Annotated in this window: 13 protein-coding genes; 2 read left to right on the forward strand and 11 right to left on the reverse strand. The window is 59.8% G+C overall.

From position 1 onward, the window contains the following. The first annotated feature begins 25 nt into the window (after positions 1-25). Positions 26-940 carry an NAD(P)-dependent oxidoreductase gene (locus DNK89_RS20990; protein WP_108498070.1) on the forward strand — a complete coding sequence of 305 codons (915 nt, stop codon included), beginning with the start codon at positions 26-28 and terminating at the stop codon, positions 938-940. A 121-nt stretch (positions 941-1,061) separates the two neighbouring features. Here DNK89_RS20990 and DNK89_RS20995 read toward each other — a convergent pair whose 3' ends face one another. From DNK89_RS20995 to DNK89_RS21005, 3 genes are all read right to left on the reverse strand, one after another. Then, the gene (locus DNK89_RS20995; RefSeq protein WP_015012253.1) at positions 1,062-1,727 is read right to left on the reverse strand and encodes a BON domain-containing protein; all 666 of its coding nucleotides are present in this window, start codon (positions 1,725-1,727) and stop codon (positions 1,062-1,064) included. Continuing rightward, a complete protein-coding gene (locus DNK89_RS21000) occupies positions 1,724-2,323 on the reverse strand; it encodes an SIS domain-containing protein (protein ID WP_110961679.1) in 600 nt (199 codons plus the stop codon). Before DNK89_RS21000 ends, DNK89_RS20995 begins: the two co-directional genes overlap by 4 nt. 90 nt (positions 2,324-2,413) lie before the next feature. Continuing rightward, positions 2,414-2,824, reverse strand: a complete 411-nt coding sequence (locus tag DNK89_RS21005; protein ID WP_110961680.1) for a YraN family protein — start codon at positions 2,822-2,824, stop codon at positions 2,414-2,416. On the opposite strand from DNK89_RS21005, the gene rsmI reads away from it, so the two are divergent. Continuing rightward, positions 2,824-3,753 (forward strand): 16S rRNA (cytidine(1402)-2'-O)-methyltransferase, encoded by a 930-nt coding sequence (gene rsmI / locus DNK89_RS21010; protein ID WP_110961681.1) that lies wholly within the window; start codon positions 2,824-2,826, stop codon positions 3,751-3,753. The genes DNK89_RS21005 and rsmI overlap by 1 nt on opposite strands. A gap of 101 nt (positions 3,754-3,854) precedes the next feature. On the opposite strand, the gene DNK89_RS21015 is transcribed toward rsmI, so the two are convergent. From DNK89_RS21015 to DNK89_RS21050, 8 genes are all read right to left on the reverse strand, one after another. Further along, positions 3,855-5,108, reverse strand: a complete 1,254-nt coding sequence (locus DNK89_RS21015) for an Hsp70 family protein (RefSeq protein WP_110961682.1) — start codon at positions 5,106-5,108, stop codon at positions 3,855-3,857. Positions 5,109-5,635: 527 nt separating this feature from the next. Next, on the reverse strand, positions 5,636-6,493 hold the full coding sequence (locus DNK89_RS21020; protein ID WP_110961683.1) for a nucleotidyl transferase AbiEii/AbiGii toxin family protein: 858 nt from the start codon (positions 6,491-6,493) through the stop codon (positions 5,636-5,638). 1 nt (position 6,494) lies between these two features. Further along, the gene (locus tag DNK89_RS21025) at positions 6,495-7,424 is read right to left on the reverse strand and encodes a hypothetical protein (RefSeq protein ID WP_238990887.1); all 930 of its coding nucleotides are present in this window, start codon (positions 7,422-7,424) and stop codon (positions 6,495-6,497) included. 959 nt (positions 7,425-8,383) lie between these two features. Then, positions 8,384-8,845 carry a hypothetical protein gene (locus tag DNK89_RS21030; protein WP_110961684.1) on the reverse strand — a complete coding sequence of 154 codons (462 nt, stop codon included), beginning with the start codon at positions 8,843-8,845 and terminating at the stop codon, positions 8,384-8,386. A gap of 333 nt (positions 8,846-9,178) precedes the next feature. After that, entirely contained in the window at positions 9,179-11,296 is a 2,118-nt protein-coding gene (locus tag DNK89_RS21035; RefSeq protein WP_110961685.1) for a UvrD-helicase domain-containing protein, read from the reverse strand. A 4-nt stretch (positions 11,297-11,300) separates the two neighbouring features. Further along, positions 11,301-17,699 (reverse strand): DEAD/DEAH box helicase, encoded by a 6,399-nt coding sequence (locus tag DNK89_RS21040; protein WP_110961686.1) that lies wholly within the window; start codon positions 17,697-17,699, stop codon positions 11,301-11,303. Positions 17,700-17,714: 15 nt separating this feature from the next. Next, positions 17,715-19,358: a hypothetical protein gene (locus DNK89_RS21045; RefSeq protein ID WP_203422401.1), complete on the reverse strand. Its 1,644-nt coding sequence runs from the start codon at positions 19,356-19,358 to the stop codon at positions 17,715-17,717. A 19-nt stretch (positions 19,359-19,377) separates the two neighbouring features. After that, positions 19,378-22,515, reverse strand: a complete 3,138-nt coding sequence (locus tag DNK89_RS21050) for an SNF2-related protein (RefSeq protein WP_110961688.1) — start codon at positions 22,513-22,515, stop codon at positions 19,378-19,380. Positions 22,516-22,558: the final 43 nt, after the last annotated feature.

The following is a 22,558-nucleotide window of genomic DNA, read 5'->3' on the forward strand; positions in this document are numbered from 1 at the left end:
TTTTGCATCATCTTGCCGTCACACCATGCCAAGCACTAACCCCCGCAACTACGACACCACCCCCTCCCGCAAAGTCGCCTTTCTGGGCCTGGGCGTGATGGGCTATCCCATGGCAGGCCACCTGGCGCTGGCTGGTCATGAAGTCACTGTGTACAACCGGACCGCTACCAAATCCGTAGCGTGGTGCGCAGAGTATGCGGGCACCAAGGCCCCCCAGCATGCAGCCACGCCCCGCGAGGCGGCGGCAGGCGCCGACATCGTGTTCTGCTGTGTGGGCAATGACGATGACCTGCGCTCGGTCACCCTGGGTGCGAACGGTGCCTTCGCAGGCATGAAGCCCGGCGCGATTTTTGTGGACCACACCACGGCCTCGGCCGAGGTGGCCCGCGAGCTGTATGCGGCCGCCCAGGCGCTCGGCCTGCAGTTTGTGGATGCGCCCGTGTCCGGCGGCCAAGCCGGCGCTCAGAACGGCCTGCTGACCGTGATGTGCGGTGGCGATGCCGCAGCCTTCGAGGCTGCTCAGCCCGTGGCCATGGCGTTCTCGCGCGCCTTCACGCTGCTGGGTGCCAGCGGCTCGGGCCAGTTGGCCAAGATGGTCAACCAGATCTGCATCGCCGGGCTGGTGCAGGCCCTGTCGGAAGCCGTGGCGTTTGGCCAGAACGCCGGGCTGGACATGAAGCAGGTGCTGGAAGTGATCGGCAAGGGCGCTGCCCAGAGCTGGCAGATGGACAACCGTGGCAAGACCATGGTGGACGGCAAGTTCGACTTTGGTTTTGCCGTGGACTGGATGCGCAAGGACCTGGGACTGGTGCTGGACGAAGCCAAGCGCAACGGATCACGCGTGCCCGTGACGGCACTGGTGGACCAGTTCTATGCCGATGTGCAGAAGATGGGCGGCAACCGCTGGGATACGTCCAGCCTGATTCAGCGCTTGAAGTAACCCCGCAGCCGCCGGCGACGTATGGCAGAGCAACGGAGCTCTCACGCTACACGCCAATAAAAAAAGTCCCAGACCACGCGCGGCGGTCTGGGACTTGGACCATACGGTCTGAACCCCGCCCTTAGCCGCCAGCCGGCTTGGTGTCCGTGGTGACTGGCGCAGGCTGCGGCGCGATGCGGCGCAGCTCTTCTTCCGAAACGATCTCGAACACGCGCACCACCTTGCGCACATCGGTCACACCCCGGGCGATGTCGGTGGCGCGGTTGGCTTCGCGCTGCGACACACGGCCCATCAGGTAGACGGTATTGCGCTCCGTCACCACCTTGAAGGAGTTGGCCGAGATGTCCTGCGCATCCACCAGGCTCGCGCGCACCTTGCCGGTGATAAAGGTGTCTGTGGACCGCTGGCTCAGCGTGGAAGGGGGCATCACGGCCAGATCGTTGACGACCGAGCGCACGTTTTCCACCTGCGACACCATCTGCTCCACCGCCTGGCGGTCCTGAGCGGTGGCGACTTCACCCGTCAGCAATGCCTGGCGGTTGTAGCTGGTCACGTTGACGTGGGCCCGGTCGCCCAGGGTCTCGCGGATGCGATTGGCGGCGCGCAGCTCGATGCCTTCGTCTTCGATCTGGGTGCCGGCCGTGCGGCGGTCTACCGCCATCACGCCGCCGACTACGGCGCCGCCCACGATCAAGGGCGCGCAGGCCGAGAGTGCCGCCGCCAGCGTGGCGGCAGCCAGGGCAGTGCCCACCACGCGGCGGGTGCGGTTCAAGGTTGTCGGGGTCATATTGGAATCTCCTGTTCACCAAGTAACTGTGCGTCCACGCCGTCGCTGAGGCAGTGCAGCACCAGCGTGTGGACTTCGCGCACGCGTGCCGCACGGTCGTGGGGCACGCTGATCAAGACGTCGGTCTCCCGCAGCATGGCGGCCAGCTTGCCACCGGTGCGGCCCGCCAGCACCACCACCGTCATATCGCGCTCGTGCGCGGCCTCGGTGGCGGCCAGCAGGTTGGGGTCGTTGCCGTGCACCGTCAGGGCCAGCAGCACATCGCCCGCCTGGCCCAGGGCACGCACCTGGCGCGCAAACTGCTGGGTGGCATCGTGGCTGCCCGCAGCCGCCGTGAGCAGCGTGTTGTCAGAGGTAAGCGCCAACGCGGCCAGCTCGGGACGTTCGCGTTCAAAGCCCGCCACGCAAAAGGCGGCAAATTGCTGTGCCTCGGCGGCCGATGGGCCATTGCCACAGGCCAGCACCTTGCCGCCGCTGGTCACGCAGGCCAGCACGGCCTGTACAGCTGCGGCTATGGGGTGGCTCAGGGTTTGCGCGGCCTGGTACTTCAGGTCGGCGCTGTCGATGAAATGCTGTTGGATGCGTTGCTCAAGCATGAGGGCCCGATGATACCCGCCGCGTGTTACAGCTTTTGTAGCAAAGGGTAGCCACCTGCATTGCGCTGGCGGCCAGCGGGTCGCATGCCGCTACTGCGCATCGAACGCTGCCTTGATCCACTGCACGCCCTCCTCCACCAGCACCACGTCAAAACGGCAGGGCGGTGGCGACGGCAAGCGCATCAGGTAGTGCCGCGCGGCAAAGATGATGCGCTGCTGCTTGGTCGCGCTGATGCTGGCCCCGGCGCCGCCGAAGCCGCCGTGCGTGCGGCTGCGCACCTCCACAAACACCAGGGTGCCGTCCCGGTCGCGCATCACCAGATCGATCTCGCCACCACCGCGCCCGGGCGTCCGATAATTGCGCACCGCCAGTTGCAGGCCGGCCGCCTGCAGATGGGCCAAGGCCTGGTCCTCGGCCGCATTGCCCCGATCGCGCGTGGTGGCCTTTTTGGCAGCCCCTGGGGTGGCAGCGGCGGGTGGTCTTTTTCCAAGGAAATTCATTGAGCGCATCTTTCGCTTCAGCCCAGAGCGCGGCGCACGACGCCGCCGCTGCGCAGCATTATCCGCAGGGCGCGCTGTATGTAGTGGCCACGCCCATCGGCAACCTCGCCGACATCACCCTGCGCGCCCTGCACGTGCTGCAGCTGGCCGACACGGTGGCTTGCGAGGACACGCGCCACACGCAGTCCATGCTGCGCGCCTATGGCATCGACAAGAGCGCCAGCCAGTTGCTGGCCGTGCACCAGCACAACGAGGCCGAAGCCGCGCAGAACGTGGTGCACCGGCTGCAGCAAGGCCAGCGTGTGGCCTATGTGAGCGACGCGGGCACCCCCGGCGTGAGCGACCCCGGCGCACGCCTGGTGGCTGCCGTGCAGGCCGCAGGCCTGCGCGCCGTACCGCTGCCGGGCGCGAGCAGCATCACCACCGCACTGAGCGTGGCGGGTGCCGTGGCCCACAGCACCGAGCATGGCGGGTTTGTGTTTGCAGGCTTCCTGCCCGTCAAGAACGCGGAGCGTGCCAATGTGATTGCGCAGCAGCTGGCCCACGAACCCCGGTGCGTGGTGCTGCTCGAAGCCCCGCACCGCATCGGCGAACTGGCCCAAGCCCTGGCCGTGCTGGGCGAGCGCCCCGTCACCCTGGCGCGCGAGCTGACCAAACAGTTTGAAGAAGTCACCACCCAACCCGCACAGGCTCTGACGGCGTGGCTGGACGGGTCGCCCCAGCGCTCGCGCGGCGAGTTTGTGGTGCTGCTGCACCCGGTGCCCGTGGTCAGCGACGCGGGCGACAGCCACCGCGTGCTGCGCCTGTTGCTGGCCGAGCTGCCCCTGAAGACCGCCGTGCGCCTGGCCGCCGAGATCACGGGCGCATCGCGCAACGTGCTGTATGACACCGCGCTGGAGTGGAAGCGCCAGGACGGGGCGCAGGACTGACGCCAGGGGCCTCTGGGCGGCGTTTTGGGCGTTTTCGGGCGGTAGCGCTAGTGCAAAATGCCTCATTAGCTATTTAATTGATAGCAATCTGACATGCGTGACTACCGCGACACCGCCAGGCCCGCAGCCACCCCACCGAACAGATCGCCCTCTACCTGCGGTGTTGCCGGAAAGGCCCTGCGCAGCGCCTGCCGCAAGGGTCGCAGCGCCGACGAGCCCCCGGTCAGGTAGATCGCATCCACCCCCCCATCGTCCAGTCCCGCCCGTTGCAGGCAGTCGCGGGCGCAAGCCACCACCTGGTCCAGCGGCTGCGCCAGGGACTGCGCCAATCCAGGCGGCGTGACCGCGGCGCTAAGCCCGGCCTCGACCCAGTCCAACGGCATGGGCGCCTCGGCATCGGCCAGCGAAGCCGCGATCTTGGCTTGTTCCACCGTGTTGGCCAGGCGGTGGCCCAGCCGCTCGTTCAGCACCCGCATCAGCCGGGCATGCAAAGCAGCGTCGGCATAGTCGGTGCGCAGGTTCTGTGCGTCGCGCAGTGCGCGCGGCGAATACAGCCACTGGATCAGGTGCCAGGTCGAGAGGTCAAAAAACACGCGGCTGGGCACCTCGCGCCCCGACGGGCCGATGTGGCGAAAGCCCAGCAGCGGCATGAGCAGGTCCAGACTTAGGCGCCGGTCAAAGTCCGTGCCGCCGATGTGCACGCCGGTCGTGGCCAGTACGTCGCTGCTGCGATCGGCCCGAGCCATGCGCTGGGGGCCCAGGCGCACCACGGTGAAGTCCGAGGTGCCGCCGCCAATGTCCACTACCAGCACCAGCGACTCGCGGTCGATGCGCTGCTCGTAGTCCAGCGCGGCAGCGATGGGCTCGAACTGAAAACTCACGTTCTCGAACCCTGCCGACAGCGCGGCCTGGCGCAGCGCGTCCTCAGCCTGCTGATCGCGCGCGGCATCGCCGTCCACAAAATGCACCGGCCGCCCCATCACCACCCGCGCGGGCATGCCACCCAGCGCGTCACGGGCCTTCTGCGCCAGCATCCGCAAGAAGAGCCCGATGATGTCCTGGTAGCTGACCATTTGGTTGTGCACCGCCGTTTTGTCCTGCAGCAGCGCACTGCCCAGCAGGCTCTTGAGCGAGCGCATCAGCCTCCCTTCGGTACCCGCCAGGTACTGCGCCACCGCATCGCGCCCAAAGTGCGTGCGCTGGTCTTCAGCGTTGAAGAACAGCGCCGTGGGCAGCGTAGGCGCATCCCCCTCCAGCGCCACCATTCGCGACAGGCTCGCCCCTTGCCGTACCGCCATCGCGGAATTGGAAGTGCCAAAGTCGATACCAAGCGTGACGTCCTGCAGAAGGGGCATGGGAGAAGTGGGGAGAGAGACAAAAGGAAATGCAGCGCGGTGGCTGGCAGCAGTGCACCCGGGCCACGCACAGCAGGGCTGCAGGGTGCAATACAGGCTTTGCGGGCGTGACCCGCGTTGGCGGCACGCAATTGAAAAAGCCCTTGATTTTTGCAAATCAAGGGCTTTTGTTTGGTGGCCTGGGGCGGAATCGAACCACCGACACAAGGATTTTCAATCGAAATCCTCGTGTGCAGCGTGTCCGGAACCAAACGCAATTCCTAACAAAATCAAGCACTTGGACTACGTTCAAAAACAGTAGCTCACTGTCAAACGCAGTCGTCCGCACCTGTTCCACCCTCCACATTGCCAATTTTGTGACAGTGTTTTGGGCTCGGTGGATTGTACCCGTACGGCCCCCCCACCGCAGGCGACAGCGCATTGTGCGAGAACTCCACGTTCCTCGCATCGCACAGCGTCCGAACGTCACCCAAACTAAGTTCCGGGTCTCCGGCTATCGCTCACCACCCACGCCCTGTCCGCGTCCTTCAGACTTCCCAGGGCAATGACCGGTATAGCACCTGCACGGCCGTCATTGCTTCGTCAAACGGCGGCAGGTCTCCGTCAATGTCGTCGGCCAAGCTCTCGTACCCTTTTCGAGCCAAGAGGATGACCTGTTCATCGTCCAGGGAATCCTTCGTGGGTTCGATTTGCTTGGAGCGACACGACTGCAAGAGTACGTCGTGGATGTTCTGAAGGTCCTGCCCCGACAGTGCCATAGTGGACTGCAACAGCAAATGGATGTCATAAACGTCTTGTCTGCGATTGCGCCGACGGATGGGCTGCTGTAGCAAGGAGCGCAATTTCTCCGCCACCACGTTATGCAGGCTATACGACTGGATGGTCACCCCGCCATCGAGCTCTAGCACCTCGACGTCCACCACAGCCTCGTTGTAGCTGTAGTCAATCTCCACGATAAGAGGCGACTGCCCCGCCTCCAGGCGCTGCATGGCCGCTGGTTTGGTCGCATCTGCATAGCCGACCTTGAGCTTGAGACTCTGGTGGGTCCTGTTTTCTCCCTTGGGCTGCACCTGATGGGATTGCAGCTTGCAGGCGGTGGCATAAGGCAGGCGGTCGGCAGCCAGCACCAGCTGCCGCTCAAATTCCTGCACAAGCTCCTCAGCCTGTGCTTCCCGATAGACGTCCGCTGTCGAAAAGTCGATGTCCCGGGTGAATCGGGTGCTTGCATAGCGAATGGCCATGAGCAGGCCACCTTTCATCACCATCCTGGTCTGGAGGCTCCGCGACTGGCCAATGGCATCCAGAATGGTATGCACGGCCTCCCGGAATCGTCGCTGGGGCGCATCTGCCTGCTCCACCCACGCGGACACATCCACTTCGTTCACATCAGTCTCCGGTTTCTTCTTGGTTTTGCAGGGACGGAACGTTCACGGACAGCATCCATTTTTGCGAGAAGCTGGCTGCGTATTCACCCTGGGGGTCCAACATGCGCGAGCCGCCCCGTTGTACCGCCTTCAGCCAACCGTCCAGCATGGGATGCTTCAATTTGCAGACCTCATCGAGCAGGAATCCGGCACGCACCTTGTCGATGGACTGGCCATGGCGGTCCACCTCTTCGACTATCAAAGAGAGGTAACGGGCAGCGTACTCGCGGTAGGTGTCAATCACATGCTGAATGCCGCCGCAGTTGTCGGGTTCCCGCAGCATGTCCAGGAAGGTTCGGCCGAGTGTCGCCACCCGGATGGGGGGGGATTTGATGATTTTGAAAGCCCCACGCTTAGAGCGCCGCAACAGGTGCACGCGTACGCCCTCGACAGCGGAAAACGGCAAGAACCGCAGAACGGGGAGCTTGGCGGCCAGATAGTCATCGTGGCGGGAGCCCAGGTCCTTGCGCATTTTTTCTGCTGCAAGGATTTTCCACTCTGCTGCGGGAGGGGTGCAAAGGAACAGCGTCTTCGGAAACCGGTCCGTGATGCCATGAAACTCCATCGCACTCAGATGTGAGACATATGCAAAGGGGTCCACGGAGCATGCCACTTCTGCTGGCGGCGATTTGTGGCGCCCAAACAGATGAAAAACGGCGGCGCTCTTGAATTCCTTGCTGGGGCTCAGCAATTTGTAGGAACTCAGCCTGCTCACCACCGCGTCATACAACGCCGGCGTCGTGGAGGGGCCGATTTCGCCCCCCTGCTCAAAGAGCAGAGTACCCAACTCGTAGTCTGTCAGGACAGGCCTTGGCCATGCCGAAATGCGGTCGGCGATAGCTCCGGCCACCGCATCTACCTGAGCAAGAATTTTCGAATGGTCTGCTGGCACTGGTACAATCTCCGTCCTTAGGACGGAGATTGTACCAGTGCCATGACAAAAATGCAGCGCACTGAAAATTGGTGGCTTTTTTGCGACAGCTGCGTACAGCTAAACTACGTCCTAAGGACGTAGTTTAGCTGTACGCGGACCACCCTCAAAACGTTTAGGTCCGCATCCAATTCACTGGGCATCACAAGCCGCGCCTTCTGGCTTCTGTGTCGCCTAAACACCGCTTCCAGGTCGCTCGCTACGGTTCTTCATGTGTCGGCGCTTGAGCCCGCGGCGGTTGATGCAGGGACGCTCGCTCGGACAAAAAATCCTCACTGACGCATGAACCACCGACGAAAAGTCGTGCTAAGAATTCCGTAGAGGCGCGATGACGAGCTCCCCCCCGGTGACGCGTATCTCAACTTGATGCCCCCTCTGACAGGCTCACCTCCGCAGGGATGGATACGGCCTGAGAGTTGTTGTGGTCAAAAACAGCGCCGATAGCCACAAATATCTCCCTTGTGTCGCACAGTTTCGTGCAAGTCAGCAGAACTTTTACGTTCGCACATTGGTGCGTCGGCTAGCCCCTCATGGTCCGGTACGTGCCCAGCATCTGAGGGGCGATGCCGTGGCCACTCACCGCACAATGAGCGGATGCCGCAGCGCCTCCTTCACGCTAACTTAGCCGCTGCGCGACAAAAAGCCTCCTAACTTAGCTGCAGAGCGACAACGTTCGGCACAACTTAGCTGCTGCGCGACAAGACCGGACGGCATTTGCATATCGAAGTGAGCATTGCCTCCTCCAGAGCCAAACTCTGCAGGCTAGCTACGGCATAACCGTTGTGAAGATGAAAAAAGAAAGGGCGACAAAGTCACCCTTTCTCCTGAATCATCCTTAGTACCTTTTGTCGACAAAGATACTTCTCACGTCGTATTTTGTACTGTCCTTGCCTATGATGCAGCCATCAGCTTTTTCGAACTTAATCGACAAGTTCGGCTAACAGTTCACGCTGCAGTTCTAGCAAATCGTCCTCGTCAGGGTACGTATCGAATGGAGTTTTCACAGAGTCATAGAAAAAGCCATTGATAAATTTTTCATATGCCTCCATGAATTCCTCGAAACTCCCTGTCACGGCTGAAGCGTAGTGCTTCTTATGACCGGAATAATCATCCTTAAAAGCATCGATAATCAATTCAGGAGTCCACACTTGGTACCAGTAATCGACGCGAGAGTCGACAATCTCAGCAAAAGCGGCAACTCTCTTCAAGCTATCGAAATCGAATTCAGCACAGGCCTGCTTTGCTTCATCGAGGTATTTTTGCCGAAGCGGGAGAAACTTAACTTGCGTGCGATAAATAGAATCGAAGAGACAAAGGTAGCCTTCGTAGATTTCGACATTGTGCGAAATATAAGAAGGAAAGTGGTTGATTTTTTCTGACATGATGGTTCCTTGGTTGGTTAACAAAACAGTCTTTCAAATGCGACTGCTTTTTGTATAGTCACCAAGACCAAGGAGCTAAAAATGGCCTAAAGCTAAAAGGCGCTACTCAAGGCCTCCTAAAATTCACCCGCTCACTATCAACAGGGGCTCACCCGCAGCCCGCTACCGGAATAGCCATCGCTTGCCGGCATCAAAGGAGCTCCACTCAGCGCAGGTGAAAGGCGCAACGCTGCTGGCGAGCCCCATTCGACATAGCCAAACCGAGCGCTTTTCAGACACACAGGAGCATGAACCGCCAAGCAGAAGACCTTCTCGCTGCTCCATAGGAACGCGTTAGTTCAGCTCGATGAGCAGGGCCCCGCGCTTCGCACGCGTTAACGCGACGTACAACAGCTTTCGCTGTGTTTCCGTTTCTTCGGGTACTCCCAGATAGCTTTTCGGGGCCACCACCATCACGCAATCGAACTCCAAGCCTTTAGCACGGTGCATCGTTGAGAGATGGACTACGTCGCGAGCATCTGCGTGATTGCTTTGCGCTGTGATGGTGATGGAGCGTAAGCCGGCGGCCTGCATCAAGCCAGCCATAGCATCACGGGTCTTTTCGCTTGGGGCAATGACGCAAAACGACAGCGGCACGCCATCACTCTGTGCAGCACTCCATTGCTGCACAAACTCAATAGCGTGCTTTGCTGCAGCTTCAATGCCATCCACACTCAGAACAGCGGGTGTTGGGCCGTGTGACAGAGACTTGTAGCGCTTGGTCTCATCGTGACCATCGTCGAGGTCATCGATTTCACAGCCTTCAAGCAACGCCACAGCTTTACGGCGAATTTCGTCGGTCGTACGGTAGTTGAGATACAGCTTCTTGGCGCGCCCGCGGATGTCGATACCACAACGGCTCATCGCAGCTTTGTTGCGGCTGTAGATGCGTTGATGACCATCTCCGACAAAAAAGAGGTCGTTTGGACCTGCTGGCACCAAGGCACGAAGCAACCGCAGCGCCTGCGGACCCAAATCCTGGGTTTCGTCTGCGACGATGGCGCTGTAGAGGGGCTTGGAGCTTTGAGCCTCAGCACTCAGCACATCGGCAACCTCGCGGTAAGCATCATCTACCTCCTTGAGCTTGCGCGATGCCAGCTGCCCACGATATTCCTCGAACACCGGCCATACCGCATCGCGTTTGGCACGACTCAAAATCACCCCACGCCCTGTGCGTCGGGCCGTCCGGTACTGGTCCAGCGTGGTGATACCTTGCGCCAGAACCACTTGCTCCAGTTCGCTCTCATAGAAGTTGTCCGGAAGGTCCAGAGACGAATCCTTCACGGCCAACGCCGCTTGCCATGCCTGGTGGGCGGCATCCTGCTTGCGGTCGTACACGATACGGTGTTCCAGCTTGCGGCTGCGCATGAAAGCATTGACCCAGGCGTCCAGATTGCGGACCTCCAGCTTGGCGAATGTCTCGCTATTGCACAGTGTGCGCAGGTTCTGCTCAATGTCGGTGGCGAGGTTTTTGGTGAAAGTGGTGACGAGCACCTTCTGGTTCGCCTCGGTCCGGTTCTCTGCCAACCACTTGGCACGGTGCATGGCCAGGACGGTCTTGCCAGTGCCAGCGCCGCCCAGCACTCGCACGGGACCGCTGCGGTCTCCAACAGTGAGTTTTTTCTGGGTCGGATGCAGGAACACACGCCATTGCGCAAGTGGGGCATTCAGGATGGCGGTCATGGACTCGTCGTCGCTCACCACGACAAACCGCGATTGCGACTCTGGCGTGGCCAGCGCTGCTGCGAAGTCCTGGGTATCGATGACCTTGTCCACCCGCGTCTCACGGGCATTGAGCACCTGACTGACCGTGTCGCCTGCCGCAACAAGGAATAGACCTTCGTATGCCTCCATCGGAAGCTGCGCCTGTTTGGCGTCCAACTCATCTTCAGTGGCGATGCTGCGAACGAATCCAAGCAACTCTTGTGGCACACCGAGACTCATCAAATCTCGGTCTTCCATTGCTCCAAAGAGGGTTTGAGCCACCGTTGCCGCGGAGTCTTCCACCACGCCGTCTGCCACCGCAGCCTTTGCGCTTGGAGCTTCCTCCGGCACCTGCTGCGTGACGCTTTCAAAAGTCAGCATCTGCATCGCCCCGGTGACGGGGTTGATGGTCAGCTTGCGATTTTCGGCCCAGCGATAGGCGTCGTCGTGGTGGGCCACATACAGCAACACATACACATCACCAGCGGAAGGCTTGAAAACAATACCGCGCCAGTCGCCGTCAATCCGAACCGACTTGAGATTCGGGTCGCGTGCGCCATTGATGTTCTCGTAATTGATGCCGGGGCTCTTCGGGTCGGCCTGAAATTGGATGGCCCACTTCATCACCTTGGTGTGAACCTTGGCGGGCAACTTGGCCAGCTGAAGCAGAAAATCGTTGCTCAACGCAACCTTGGGTTTGAAGCTCAAAGTTCTACTCCTCGTTTTCGATGGTCAGACCCAAGGCCGTCGCAGCAGCCCGTTCCCAAGGCTGCGCCGCGCACTGTGCCAGGTCCTCATCCAGGCACAGCACCGTCCAACCCTGCGCGGTCCACTCCTGCACCATATCCGTCTGGTCTGGCCGAAGTACCGCCACATGGGCAGCTGCCCAAATCATCTCGGCGTCGGCCACAACGCGGCCTTTGTCATCTGCCAGTTCGGGGCCGATTTCAGGCACAGCCGCGCCGGCCTGCGCCAACCGAACCATACCCGGCTTGAGTGGGTCCAAAAGCTGTTCAAGGACCTCCAACCACGCGCCGTTCAAAGACGTTTGCTCAGACGGCTTCGCGGCCGTGGAGGCGGGCAAGGGATTCAGGCCGTCGTAATCGTGCTGGTCCAGTCCGCTGGCGGTGACAAGCCACATTCCTGGCAGCGACTGAGCCGTGTTGAACAGTTGCAGCCACTGGCGCCAGGCCAGATGAAGCGCAGCGTCATCCTCCGCTTTTGCCTCGTCCAGCACCAGAACGCCAGGCGCCATCCAATCTGCAGTCTGCGGAAGACCCTTGGCGGCAACCAAAGGCCACCAGCCAACATACTGGCAGGTCCCCGACGTCTTGGAGATGCTGGACACAAAGCCCTTACCCGGCTCTTTTACGTGCCCGGGCAGCCGGTGCAGCCACTGCCCCAGCTGATGCGCGGCCGTGGATTTATCCTGCTCGGAATTCGGCACAAACAACAAACCCAGCCATAAGGCATTCCGCTGCAGTTGCTCAACAGCGGGGTCACCCACTGGGCCATCCGCCGAGGTAGCAAGCCAATGCAACAAGCGGGCTACTGCATGCTGGGTGAAGGCTTTCTCCTGTGCACGCGGTACTGCGGCAGGAGCCTTGGAGCCGTCATGTCGAGACATCCCGGCCAATGGAGACTCTAAGTCGGTATCCAATTTCCCTGCAAGGGCATCCATCACATCGTTGTGCGTAACAGACCAGCACCAGAACCTGCCGCTGGCCACCAATGCGCTACGCTTCAACGCATCCTCACGCAGACAGTCCTTGTGATAAGCCCAACCGTCGCAAAACACGGCCACGGGACGGCGTTTGGAGCCCGTTGCCCAAGGCCAAATCACAAAATCCGGTTTGCTGGCGGCGAGCACACCTTGTTCAGCGCCCACATCGCACTGCGGCTCCACGCGATACCGCTGCCCACCCACTTCCAACACAAAGCCGGACTTCCCATTCACCACGTCCTGCACCAGCTTGACCATGGGGATGGAGCCAACACCACCGAGGCGCTTCAATGACTCGATAAACCGAGCCTCCAGGACTGAGTCGAAGTTCGGGTTGATAAAAATCTCGGAAATCGTCTTGACCCGTTCCAGCTGGTCCAGCGCCCCCACCAGTTCACCAAGCACCGCCTTGGCTTGGTCTCTGGAGACCTGCTCCATGCTGCGCCCCAGTCGGTACTGGTACAGACAGCGGTAGCAGCCATCTTTTTCCGGGTCGTCGTTACAAGAGCAACTGGTGACCGCCTGCAGAGCCATCTTGAGCACATCTGACAAGGTGCCCGCATCATGAGCCAGCAACTGGTGCAGATAGCCTGTGCCGCCGGGCACCGAGTCGTACAGCATGACGTAGTGGCGGCGCGGCCCACCGTCTTTTCCAGGCTCGTCCTGAAGCACCATGCGCAAGTGGTCCACCTTGCCGCCAAATCGGCGCTTGAGCCCCAACTGCACGGCCGCCATGAAGGACTGGACCACGCTCTCGTCCATGCCGTTCTTGGTATACGGCACCAGAATCCGCAACGCCTCCGACTCGAACTCTCGGTACAGGTACAGGCACTCCAGCAAGTTGGCAGGACTGTCGTCCCCGTACTTGGGGCAATCGAAGCTATGGCTTTGCCCGCTCGGGTCGCTGCTTCGTCGAGGAGGCTTTTGCACCTTGCCGCAGTGCTTACACAGCTTGAACCCCGGGCGCGAGGATTCCTTGTCCGCCACCTTAAACGCCTCACCAGGCTTCGCTAGCTCGCCAAAGTTCACGTCACGGAATGTCACCCGGGAGATGAACTCAAAACCGAACGGCAGAGCACCCGAGCCAATCTGCCATGCCTCGCGAATGTGTGATGGGGAGAAATCCGCCATCAGCTGGCGCAAGTAATACTTGGGCTCGCGGTCATCTGCACTGTCGTCGATGCGCACATCCGTGTCGTTGCTGTTGGCAATGGCTTGCTTGAAGCGCAGCAGCGTACGGCGTTGTGCAGCATCCGACCACATCGCATCGCCACACGAAGGGCACGCTACATGGGTGTCTGCCTCTACCGTCAAGTTTTGCATGTGATGGCAGGACGGGCAGAAACGCCAGTCTTCCGTCTTGGCCAAATTCATGTTGATTTGGTCCACCTCCACGCGCCGTTGGTTGGCATAGAAGCGGTTCTCTGGCGCGAATTCCGAAAGGGCAGACTGCGCCGGGCGCTCGTACTTCTGCGTAGTCAGCGTCACGTAGGCGCCCTGCCCCGGCTCATCAGAGGCACGCTTACGCCACAGCACCGACTTCAGCTCCACGCCTGCCTCTGGGAAGGCGTAGTTCGGAAGCAAGCCCGCGTCGGTCAGGGTGTTCAGCAGGTCACGCGTGTTGATTTCTTTAATCAGCTCCAACAGTTTGTCCCGCTCACGCAGCAGGTTGTCGACTTCAGCGCGAGTGGCATCGTCCTGGGGCTTTTGCTGTGCTTTTGCGCGCACTTTATCGAGCTCATCCTTGCGCTTTTTGTAGGTACGTCGCTCTTCCTGCAGTTCCTCCAGGGCCTTCAGCAAACGAGTACGAAGTCCGTCAGACTCACCTTGCCCCTGCATGAAGTCCCACAGCCTTGCAGTGACCACATCGTCAATATCACCCGACAGCAACTGCACAAAGCCCTGAAACAACCGTTCCTCGTGCGCCAGCACATAGTTGCTGAATACGTACGGGAAGCGCTCCTGCTTACCCTGGTCCATCGCATCAAGTGCCTGCGAGGTCTTGTCAGGCAACGCTGAAATGTTGTTCAGGCTGGCCACCCAGTCGTCCATGCAAAACGCAAACAATTGCCGACGCAACACCTCAGCAGCCTGCAAGAACACCCCAGGCGGCGCCACCTCACCCGACAGCATCTCCTGGGTTTCGGCGAAAAAGTACAGGTCATGGGGGCTGTTGCCATCTGCCAGCGTGGTAGTCAGGGCATTGCCGTCACGACGCCCAGCCCGGCCTACCCGTTGCAAAAAGCTGGCTTGGTTGGGAGGCACCGAGCACAACAACACCGACGACAAATCGCCAATATCCACCCCCATCTCCAGCGTGGGCGTCGCGGAGAGCAGATTCTCAAACCATGGTTTGGGCTGCTTGGACTTGAAGCGGCTCTCAAGGGCTTCTCGCACAGGTCGCTCCAGCAACCCAGTATGCTCGGCGGCAATGACACGCCGCAAGTCGCCTTTGCTAAACCGTCGAGCCCACCAATCGTCCGGCTGAGAAATGAGGGCTTCGTACCGAGACTCCGGCGCATCAATACAGGCCATTCCCAGAAGGTTCTCAGCATCCTGTCGGGGCACTGCCAGCCTGCGCTTGCTTCCGGCAGTGGTCACAAACGCCACCTCGGTATCAAGCTCCAACGCCTCGGGCTTGATGGCCCAGGTCTCGCCTTGATGGTGGGCCGTCAGCTCCAGAACGCCGGCCTCCTTGAACGCCAGCAAAGCCTCACGGTACATATCGGCGGCCATACCTTTGGCCAGCAAGGCTTGCTGCCCCAACACGGCGGCGGCCCATCGGTCGTACCAGGTGGGGCGCTTACTTCCAGTCAATTTGTCAAAGCCAGGCTGCGTGCCCATGGTCAGCAGTACCGGTCGCGGTGTGTGCTCTCCCATCTTGGGCATCCATTCCGCGCTGCTCCCGGTTTTTACCAGCGCATAGACCCTGCCGTCGCCTGCGTAAGCACCGAGCTCCGGGTGCATCACCCCACCGCGTCTGCGCATGTGCGCCAGGGTGCCCCACAACCATTGGGTCACCGTCTTCAATTCGAGCCCATGGGTGCCAAACTGTTCGCGATAGCGCGGCAGCAAATCTGCAGCCACAGCCTCCACCACGTTCCAAGGCACCGAAAGCGTCGCTTTGCCTGTACGCTCCAAGGTTCGCCCGCGATGGCTCTGGTAAGTCATCTCACTGTAGGCCTGCCAGAGCAGCCGCTTCTTAACCTTCAGCGGCAGCCGGCTCTCAGTGGGCAGATGTTGCTTTTCTTGCAGCTCTACTGACCAATCGCGCTGCCACATCATGTTCGGCGCTACAAACTCGGACACCAGCGACTCGCGCGACATGTGCAGCACCGAGCCGGATTGCTCGAACTGCTGCTCCATCTTTTCTAGGAACGCGGCCCAGTTCAAGCGCGAGGGCACCACCTCATCCATCACATGGGCCAGCGCTGTGCGGACGTTGTTCAGGTACGTACGCGCCCCAAAAAAACCTGCGCGATGGGCGGCGTCCTGCACCGAGTCTGAAAACGCAATCAGCTTCTTGTCATCGTTGAACACACTGGCCCAACTGCTCTCCACCACCTGTGAGCCCAGCGTGGCGCTGCGCGCACCCAACAGCAAGAGCTCGTCCTGCTCGCCGCAAGCTGGGCAGGTGTTGTCGTGCCGCGTGTACTGCGCCTGGCCTATCACCTGCGCCTTCTGGGCCGTGACACGAAACACCGACAACAACTCTTGATGACCGCAAGCCAGGCACTCTTCCTGGCTTTGCTGCGTGGTTCCGCAGGCTACGCAGACGCGCTCGGTCACGCCATCGACATGCGAGCGCGAAATGCTCTCTGATGCATACAGCCGTGCCGCCTCGGGTCGCCGCGAAAACCAGGTGTTGTAGACCTCATCGAGCTGGGTGGACAGCTTGCTGGTGCCCTGCACCAATCGGGATAGCCATCCTGTGGTGCGGCACTGGCTGCACTGCACCATGGGCAAATAGACACCATCGCGCGCCACAGGCAGGTCTCGCTCACTGCGCAACTTCACGTCTTGCGGGTTCACGCTGAGCTTGCCCACCATGCGGCGCAACTCGCGCACCCACAACTGCAGCCGTAGCGTAACCAGGGGCTGCGAGCCATCGCGCAGCGCCCAGGCCACCAACACCAACAGGGCATCCAGCACTTGAGTGACCTGCGCCGGGCTTGCTACGGGCATGTTGCGAGCGAAGGCCTCTGTCAGCTCTGCGTAGCTCACCACTCCACCCTTGGCCAGCTTGAGCAGGTTCACGAAAAGCTGATGACGCTTGAGCAACTGGCCCAGCCCACGGCGCCACGCCAGCGCATTAACATCCTCTGGCACAGGCTCGTCCGGGAAGAACAGCGAAAACCAAGCCTGCACCGCAGCCTGCGGCGTTGGGTACTGGGATGGCTCCAGCAGCGGCGCCTGTTCTGCCCGGAACAAGAACATGTAGTCCACCGTGGCATCTTCCAGAAACCGCCCCACCGACTGGCGGCTCTCGGTCACCACAGCCTCTTCGCCAAACGGCACACCAAAAATCTGCCGCGCGTATTCACGCAAAGGCGCCGTGTCTGCGGCATTGCCCAAGGTGGCCGATGTGCCTGCACAGATGAGGTGCCCTGGGGGAGTTTTGAGTCTTGCGCGTAAGCGGCGCAGTAGCAAGGCCAGGTCAGTGCCCTGGGCACCATCAAACGTGTGCAACTCGTCCACCACCACATAGCGCAGCGTGGTGGGTAGGTTGGCGGCCCATAACTGACGGTCCTTGGGCCGCAGCATCAGGTAGTCGAGCATCTTGTAGTTGGTCAGCAAGATGTCGGGCGGGTGCTTGCGCAGGGTGTCGCGGTCAGTGATGACGGCGCCCTGCGTCATTACCATGCCCTCGCCAGGAGCCCCGGCGTTTCCGCCCACATACAGCCCCACGCGCAACCCGGCAAACGCAGCGGTGGACGCCACCAGCTCGGCAATGCGGCGCGCCTGGTCGGTGGCCAGTGCATTCATGGGGTAAATGACCAAGGCCTTCACACCAGATTCGCCCGCCGCGCGGGCGCGAGCACAGTGGTCCAGCACCGGGTACAGAAAACACTCAGTCTTACCGCTGCCCGTACCGGTGGCTACCAAGGTACTCACGCCCTGACGGTGGCTCGCCAGCCGCTCCCAGGCGTGTTCCTGATGGCTGAAACCAGGGTGCGCGGTATCGAACGTGTCAAAGAACGTCTTACCACTTTTGCCCGCCACAAACGGCAGGCCCACCTGCACATACGGGCCTTTAAGCCACGCCGCCTCGTCATCGACAAAGCGGCTCATCAATCCGTGGTTAAAGGCGTCGGCGGGTTCAAAGGCTGAAACAAGAAACTGCTTCAGGGCCGTTTGGATGTCGTTGGCGAGAAGAGAAGGAAGCATGTATTTTGCGGCTGTTCAGCAGGCCGATTTTTCTACGGTCGAAGATATCCAATCGTCCTGCTGCTGGATTTGCACCACCGGCCTCAAAGCGGAAACACGCACGTATTCACCGAGGTTCAGCTGGCTGAGTCCGTATGCGACGGACAACCTGTCATAGTCGCCAACAGCCAAGCCTGGCGCAACGATATTGGTCGGCAAAGCAAGTTCACGAGGCTTCGCGCTGAGCCATGAACAGTTTGGTGTCCGTTGAACCTCGTCTTTGAGCTTGGCATAGAAGGAATGCCTTGCACCGCCTCCACAAAGAAAGAAGGGCATGTTCTTGACAGCATCCTGTGATAGCAAATTTTGCTTCCATGCGCCATATAGAACTTGCCCAGAGACTTGCTGAAGGACGTTGGCGAAGTAAGCTGCATCCGGCGATAGTGCCCCCCCTTGATAACCAACTTGCACGCCTTTCACATAGCTGCTGTAGTCGTTCGGATATCGTCCGCGGTATTCGGTCGGCAGCTTGAGCCGCTGCAGACCGTCTTTCACCGCCAAAGCAAGCCTTGCACGCCGAGCATCTTCGCTGGACAGCTTTTGCGCAGCGTGGCCCAACTGTGACTGCCACCAATCCACCCTATAGCGGTTGAAGTTTGCCGCTCCGAGCAGTTCCACAGAGTGCGTGAACAAGGCAAATGACACCACTCCACCAGCATCTTTTCGCACCCGAAAGAGCGAGGCGTCTACCGTTCCCGCACCGACATCAACCATCAAGTAGATATTTGGCTGGCGAGCGTCGAAATGTGATGAGCTGACGAAACCGTGAATTTGTGCTGACAGCTCGGCAATGGCTCGCACTTCCAGCTCATCGCCGAGGTCAAGTTCCTCGCGATGACGCCATGTTCGGAGGGCTACTTCGACCCGGATGGGACCCGTTTCTGACGCAATAACCCAGGCTACTTTGGCCAGTAACTCGAAGTGAGCGCGGGACCCATTTGATTTGTCAGGATTTGCAGGTTGGCCTAAGGCAAGAGTCCACAAGATGTCTGCCCGCAAATACTGGTCGCTTTTTGACTCGTACAACCAAGCTCGCGCGCTTCGAATAACCAGCGCAAGGAACGCGCAGACTCGAGCGCATGCTGTGTCATCGGTCATGTTTTGCAGCATGGCCAATTTCAGGTCGGCATGCCGATGACCATGCCCAGAGAGCACATAGAAACCATCTTCAGTTTCAATCATGGCGGAAGGCAGCAAATAGGAATTGACTCCAACGGCCTCAACCAATGGCACGGCATACCCAATATTCAAGCTCTGGTCGGCTAAAACGACCTTGGTGGACGAGGTTCCGAAATCCAGCCCCAGTACCAATTCGCGCCCGGGGCCCGGCACGTTTTTCAAGGGCGCCAACCTCGCACCGAGCGCGTTGTCACGCAGTATGGGATGCCCCGCCGCGTGGTCATCAGTTTCCCAGCCTACGGCAACCTCATCCGACACGTCCAACTTCACCAAAGGAACCGGCGCCGGCCTGGGTACTGTTGTCCGCCCACCCATTGCAGATAGGAGAGCATGCTCTTGAGGGGATAGAGGCCTGATGTTTGCGGACTGAACTTGCCGCGGTTTTATCAGCTCGCCGATGTCTATTCGGAAAGGCTTCTTGCGGCTACCTTTTTTGCTCATTCCCTCGGCCCCTATGTTGTTACTCGACCCGAATGACGCCCGATGAAACGTCTTTTTGTCGCGGGTCAAGTGCCTCCCTCTGGCTGTTGGCGAGTTTTCTCTCGCTGTACTTCTGTTCAAGTTGACGTAGCTTGGTACGCTCCATCCCCATCAGACCTCGGTGACGCGGATTACTTGAACTCTGATACCGTGCAATGCGCTCCTCAGCTTCTTTGCGGCGCCGTTCCAAGTCCGCATCCAGTGAAGCGTTCATTTCGCGTACGCGGTCGCGGTTCTCACGAAACTGTGCGGCTTTGCTCGCGTCAAAATGCTCTTCAATGCCTGCACGGCAGTCATCCTGAAGTACAGCAACCCTGGCATGGTCGATAACGTTTTTGGCAGCCGACTGCCAATCCAGTCCGTGGATGGCAGCAGCATTCACCAAAGACTCTGCGGTATCGGGGTCGAGCTCCGCCCCAGTCTCCAGGCACCGGGCCTCATACACCAGGCGCTCGACATCTCTGGGACCCGAAAAAGTCCATCGAATGACTACATAAACATAGGTTCCAGGTGCCACTTCAGGCACCCGGCTTTGCGCCAAATGGACCGCTGAAGTCGGAAAGTACCCCTCTTTGATGCTGCGTGTTTTTTGTTGCTCAGACACGAAACGCACTAAGGGATGGTCCTGCGTCACCTTCTCCACATTGCGCTCAGCGTTCCCCGACTGGTTATCAAACCACAGCATTCGAGGATGATTGTCCAAAATGCTGGTTCTGCCCAACAACCGAGCATCGGTCATGAACGCATGAAACGCCACCCTGCCATCCACGGATAGCTCTACCCGCCCCTTTCGAACGGCCTCATCGTTGACCATCACGCGCGAACCAGGGAACAACTTCTCAATACCGTCTTTGACGAAGAAATACAGGTCGTCGCCGCGTATGTAGCGCCCCAAGTCCATCGCGGCCTTGGCCTTGTTCTGGATGAAATCGCCGTGACCCAGCAGCTCGGTGGCGCGTGCATTGAGCTCCTCTTCTTGGCGTCGCAGGTTCTCTAGCGCCAAGGCTGCATCGGCTATGCGGCGCTCTTCCTCCTGCGGTGAACGACGGTGGGACAGCAGGTCCAGGGTTAACTTGCGCACCTCAGCCCCCAGAAGCTCCTCCATGCTTCCCAGCGCTTGCTTGAAGACGTTCAAGCGCTCTAGCAACCGCTCATGCACCCGTTCATCCAAGGTGTCTTCATACACCAGGTTCCAAATCAGAATTTTGGGCTCGGGCTGGCCAATCCGGTCGATACGGCCAATGCGCTGTTCGATTCGCGCAGGGTTCCATGGCAGGTCATAGTTCACAAGCAGACTTGAAAACTGAAGGTCGACACCTTCAGAGGCTACCTCGGACGAAAGTAGCACATGCACCGCATCGTCACGTTCAAACGCACGCAATACCTCCGTTTTGTCCATACCACCGTGGAGAACCACCGTCTGAACACCCGCTTCGGCAAGTCTTCTCGCCAGATAATGCAAAGTGTTGCGATAGAACGCAAACAGCACGACCTTCTTACCGGGGTTCTCATGCCAATAGCCCTTGAGGCTCTTGAGCAAAACACCAAATTTGCTGTCATCCGCGGCCAGCTTGTCGTAATCCCCACATTCTTGGGCGATGGACGTGAGAATGGTCAAAAGCTCCCCAGACCGCTGCTGCGTCGCAGGCAAAACGACTGACTCGACCATGTCACCCTCCAGCTCGGTCATGGTTTCATTCGTCTCCTGAGCCTGCTCCTCAAGGCGCTTACGCCATCCCTGGCAGGCAGCTGCCATGCAACTGGACATCTGGCGCTGCGGTATGGTGAGTAGGAACCCCTCTGAAACATCCGACGAGTTGCAGTAGTCACGCACAGCATCCGTAACACTCTCATAAAAAGACCGCTCTGCATGGCTCATAGTCACACGGAGAGTTCTTGGCTCGCGGGTCACCCGCAGCTCATCAACGTCACGTTTAAGTGTGCGTGTAATGACCTTGGCACGGGGATTCAAGCGGTCTAACATTTCTGCATAGTCCGCACGGGAGCGCACCGTACTGAGCTCTTCGTCCGTAGGCAGAGCATTCAGCAGATGCTCAATTTGCTCGCTATCACCGAGCGCCTCAAACCAACGGAGGGTCATTGAACGCTCTAACGCTTTCCTGAAGTCATCTTGCGTAACAAGCTGATTGCGCATGAGTCTGTCGCGCAAAGCCACCAATGGCGCATTGGCTCGCACCGATTGGTCATAGGTCCACTCCAAAGGAAAAGCGTCTTCGTCCAACAAGTGCAAAAGGTTGAACAGGTCCGTGCTGCGCATCTGTATAGGCGTCGCAGACAGCAATACCAAGCCATCTGTCACCGGGCGCAGCAAAGTAGCAAAGCGGTGGGTCTGCGTTCCCTTGTTCCGCAGGTAGTGCGCCTCGTCCACAATGACCAAGTCCAACAACGGTTCCTCATCTTCAGCATCCTGAAGAAACCGGGCCAGCTGAGCCGACGCGCTCCTCGACGGGGTGTCTGAATCCCAGTCCCTCGGCGGTCGCATTCCTTGCATGCTGACAACCAGCGCAAATTCTTCGGTTCTATCCGCCTTGGTCTTTTCCAACTGGTGAAGGAGCTCCCCGGCATCAACCCGCTGAGCCTTCACGCCAAACCTGTTTGCGAGTTCCGAGCACCACTTGTCTCGAAGCATGGCAGGACACACCACCAGCAAGCGCCGAGCATCCTGGCGGACTCGCAACTCCGTCCAAATCAGGCCCGCTTCAATGGTCTTGCCCAGCCCCACCTCATCGGCAATCAGAATGCCGCGGCTGGGGGAGTCTAGAAACTGAAGGACCGGCTTGAACTGGTACGGGAGGAAATTGGTATTCGTCGTATTGAGGCTGTAAATAAGGTTGGCCAGCTTGCCGCTCAGACGCGCCAATGTGATTGCACCTCGGAGATGCGCAGCCCCGCCGTACCGTCCCTGCTGCATCAACAAAAATGGGTCGGTCGTCTCGGCCTCCACGCGCTCCAGAGAGCTCGCAAGCATCGCCTCAACACCATCCGGAAAAGCAACAACAAGACGCCTGCGACGCCCTTCTCCCGTAGGCGGGTCGCTGGTCAGAACACCCACACGACCAGGGTTATCGATGGGACGAACACGGTCACCTGGATTCACGTAGCGAGCTCCTTAACGCAAAGCAACAACCTCACCAGCCATC

The organism is Acidovorax sp. ST3 (assembly GCF_003231145.1).
Lineage (GTDB): Bacteria > Pseudomonadota > Gammaproteobacteria > Burkholderiales > Burkholderiaceae_C > Acidovorax.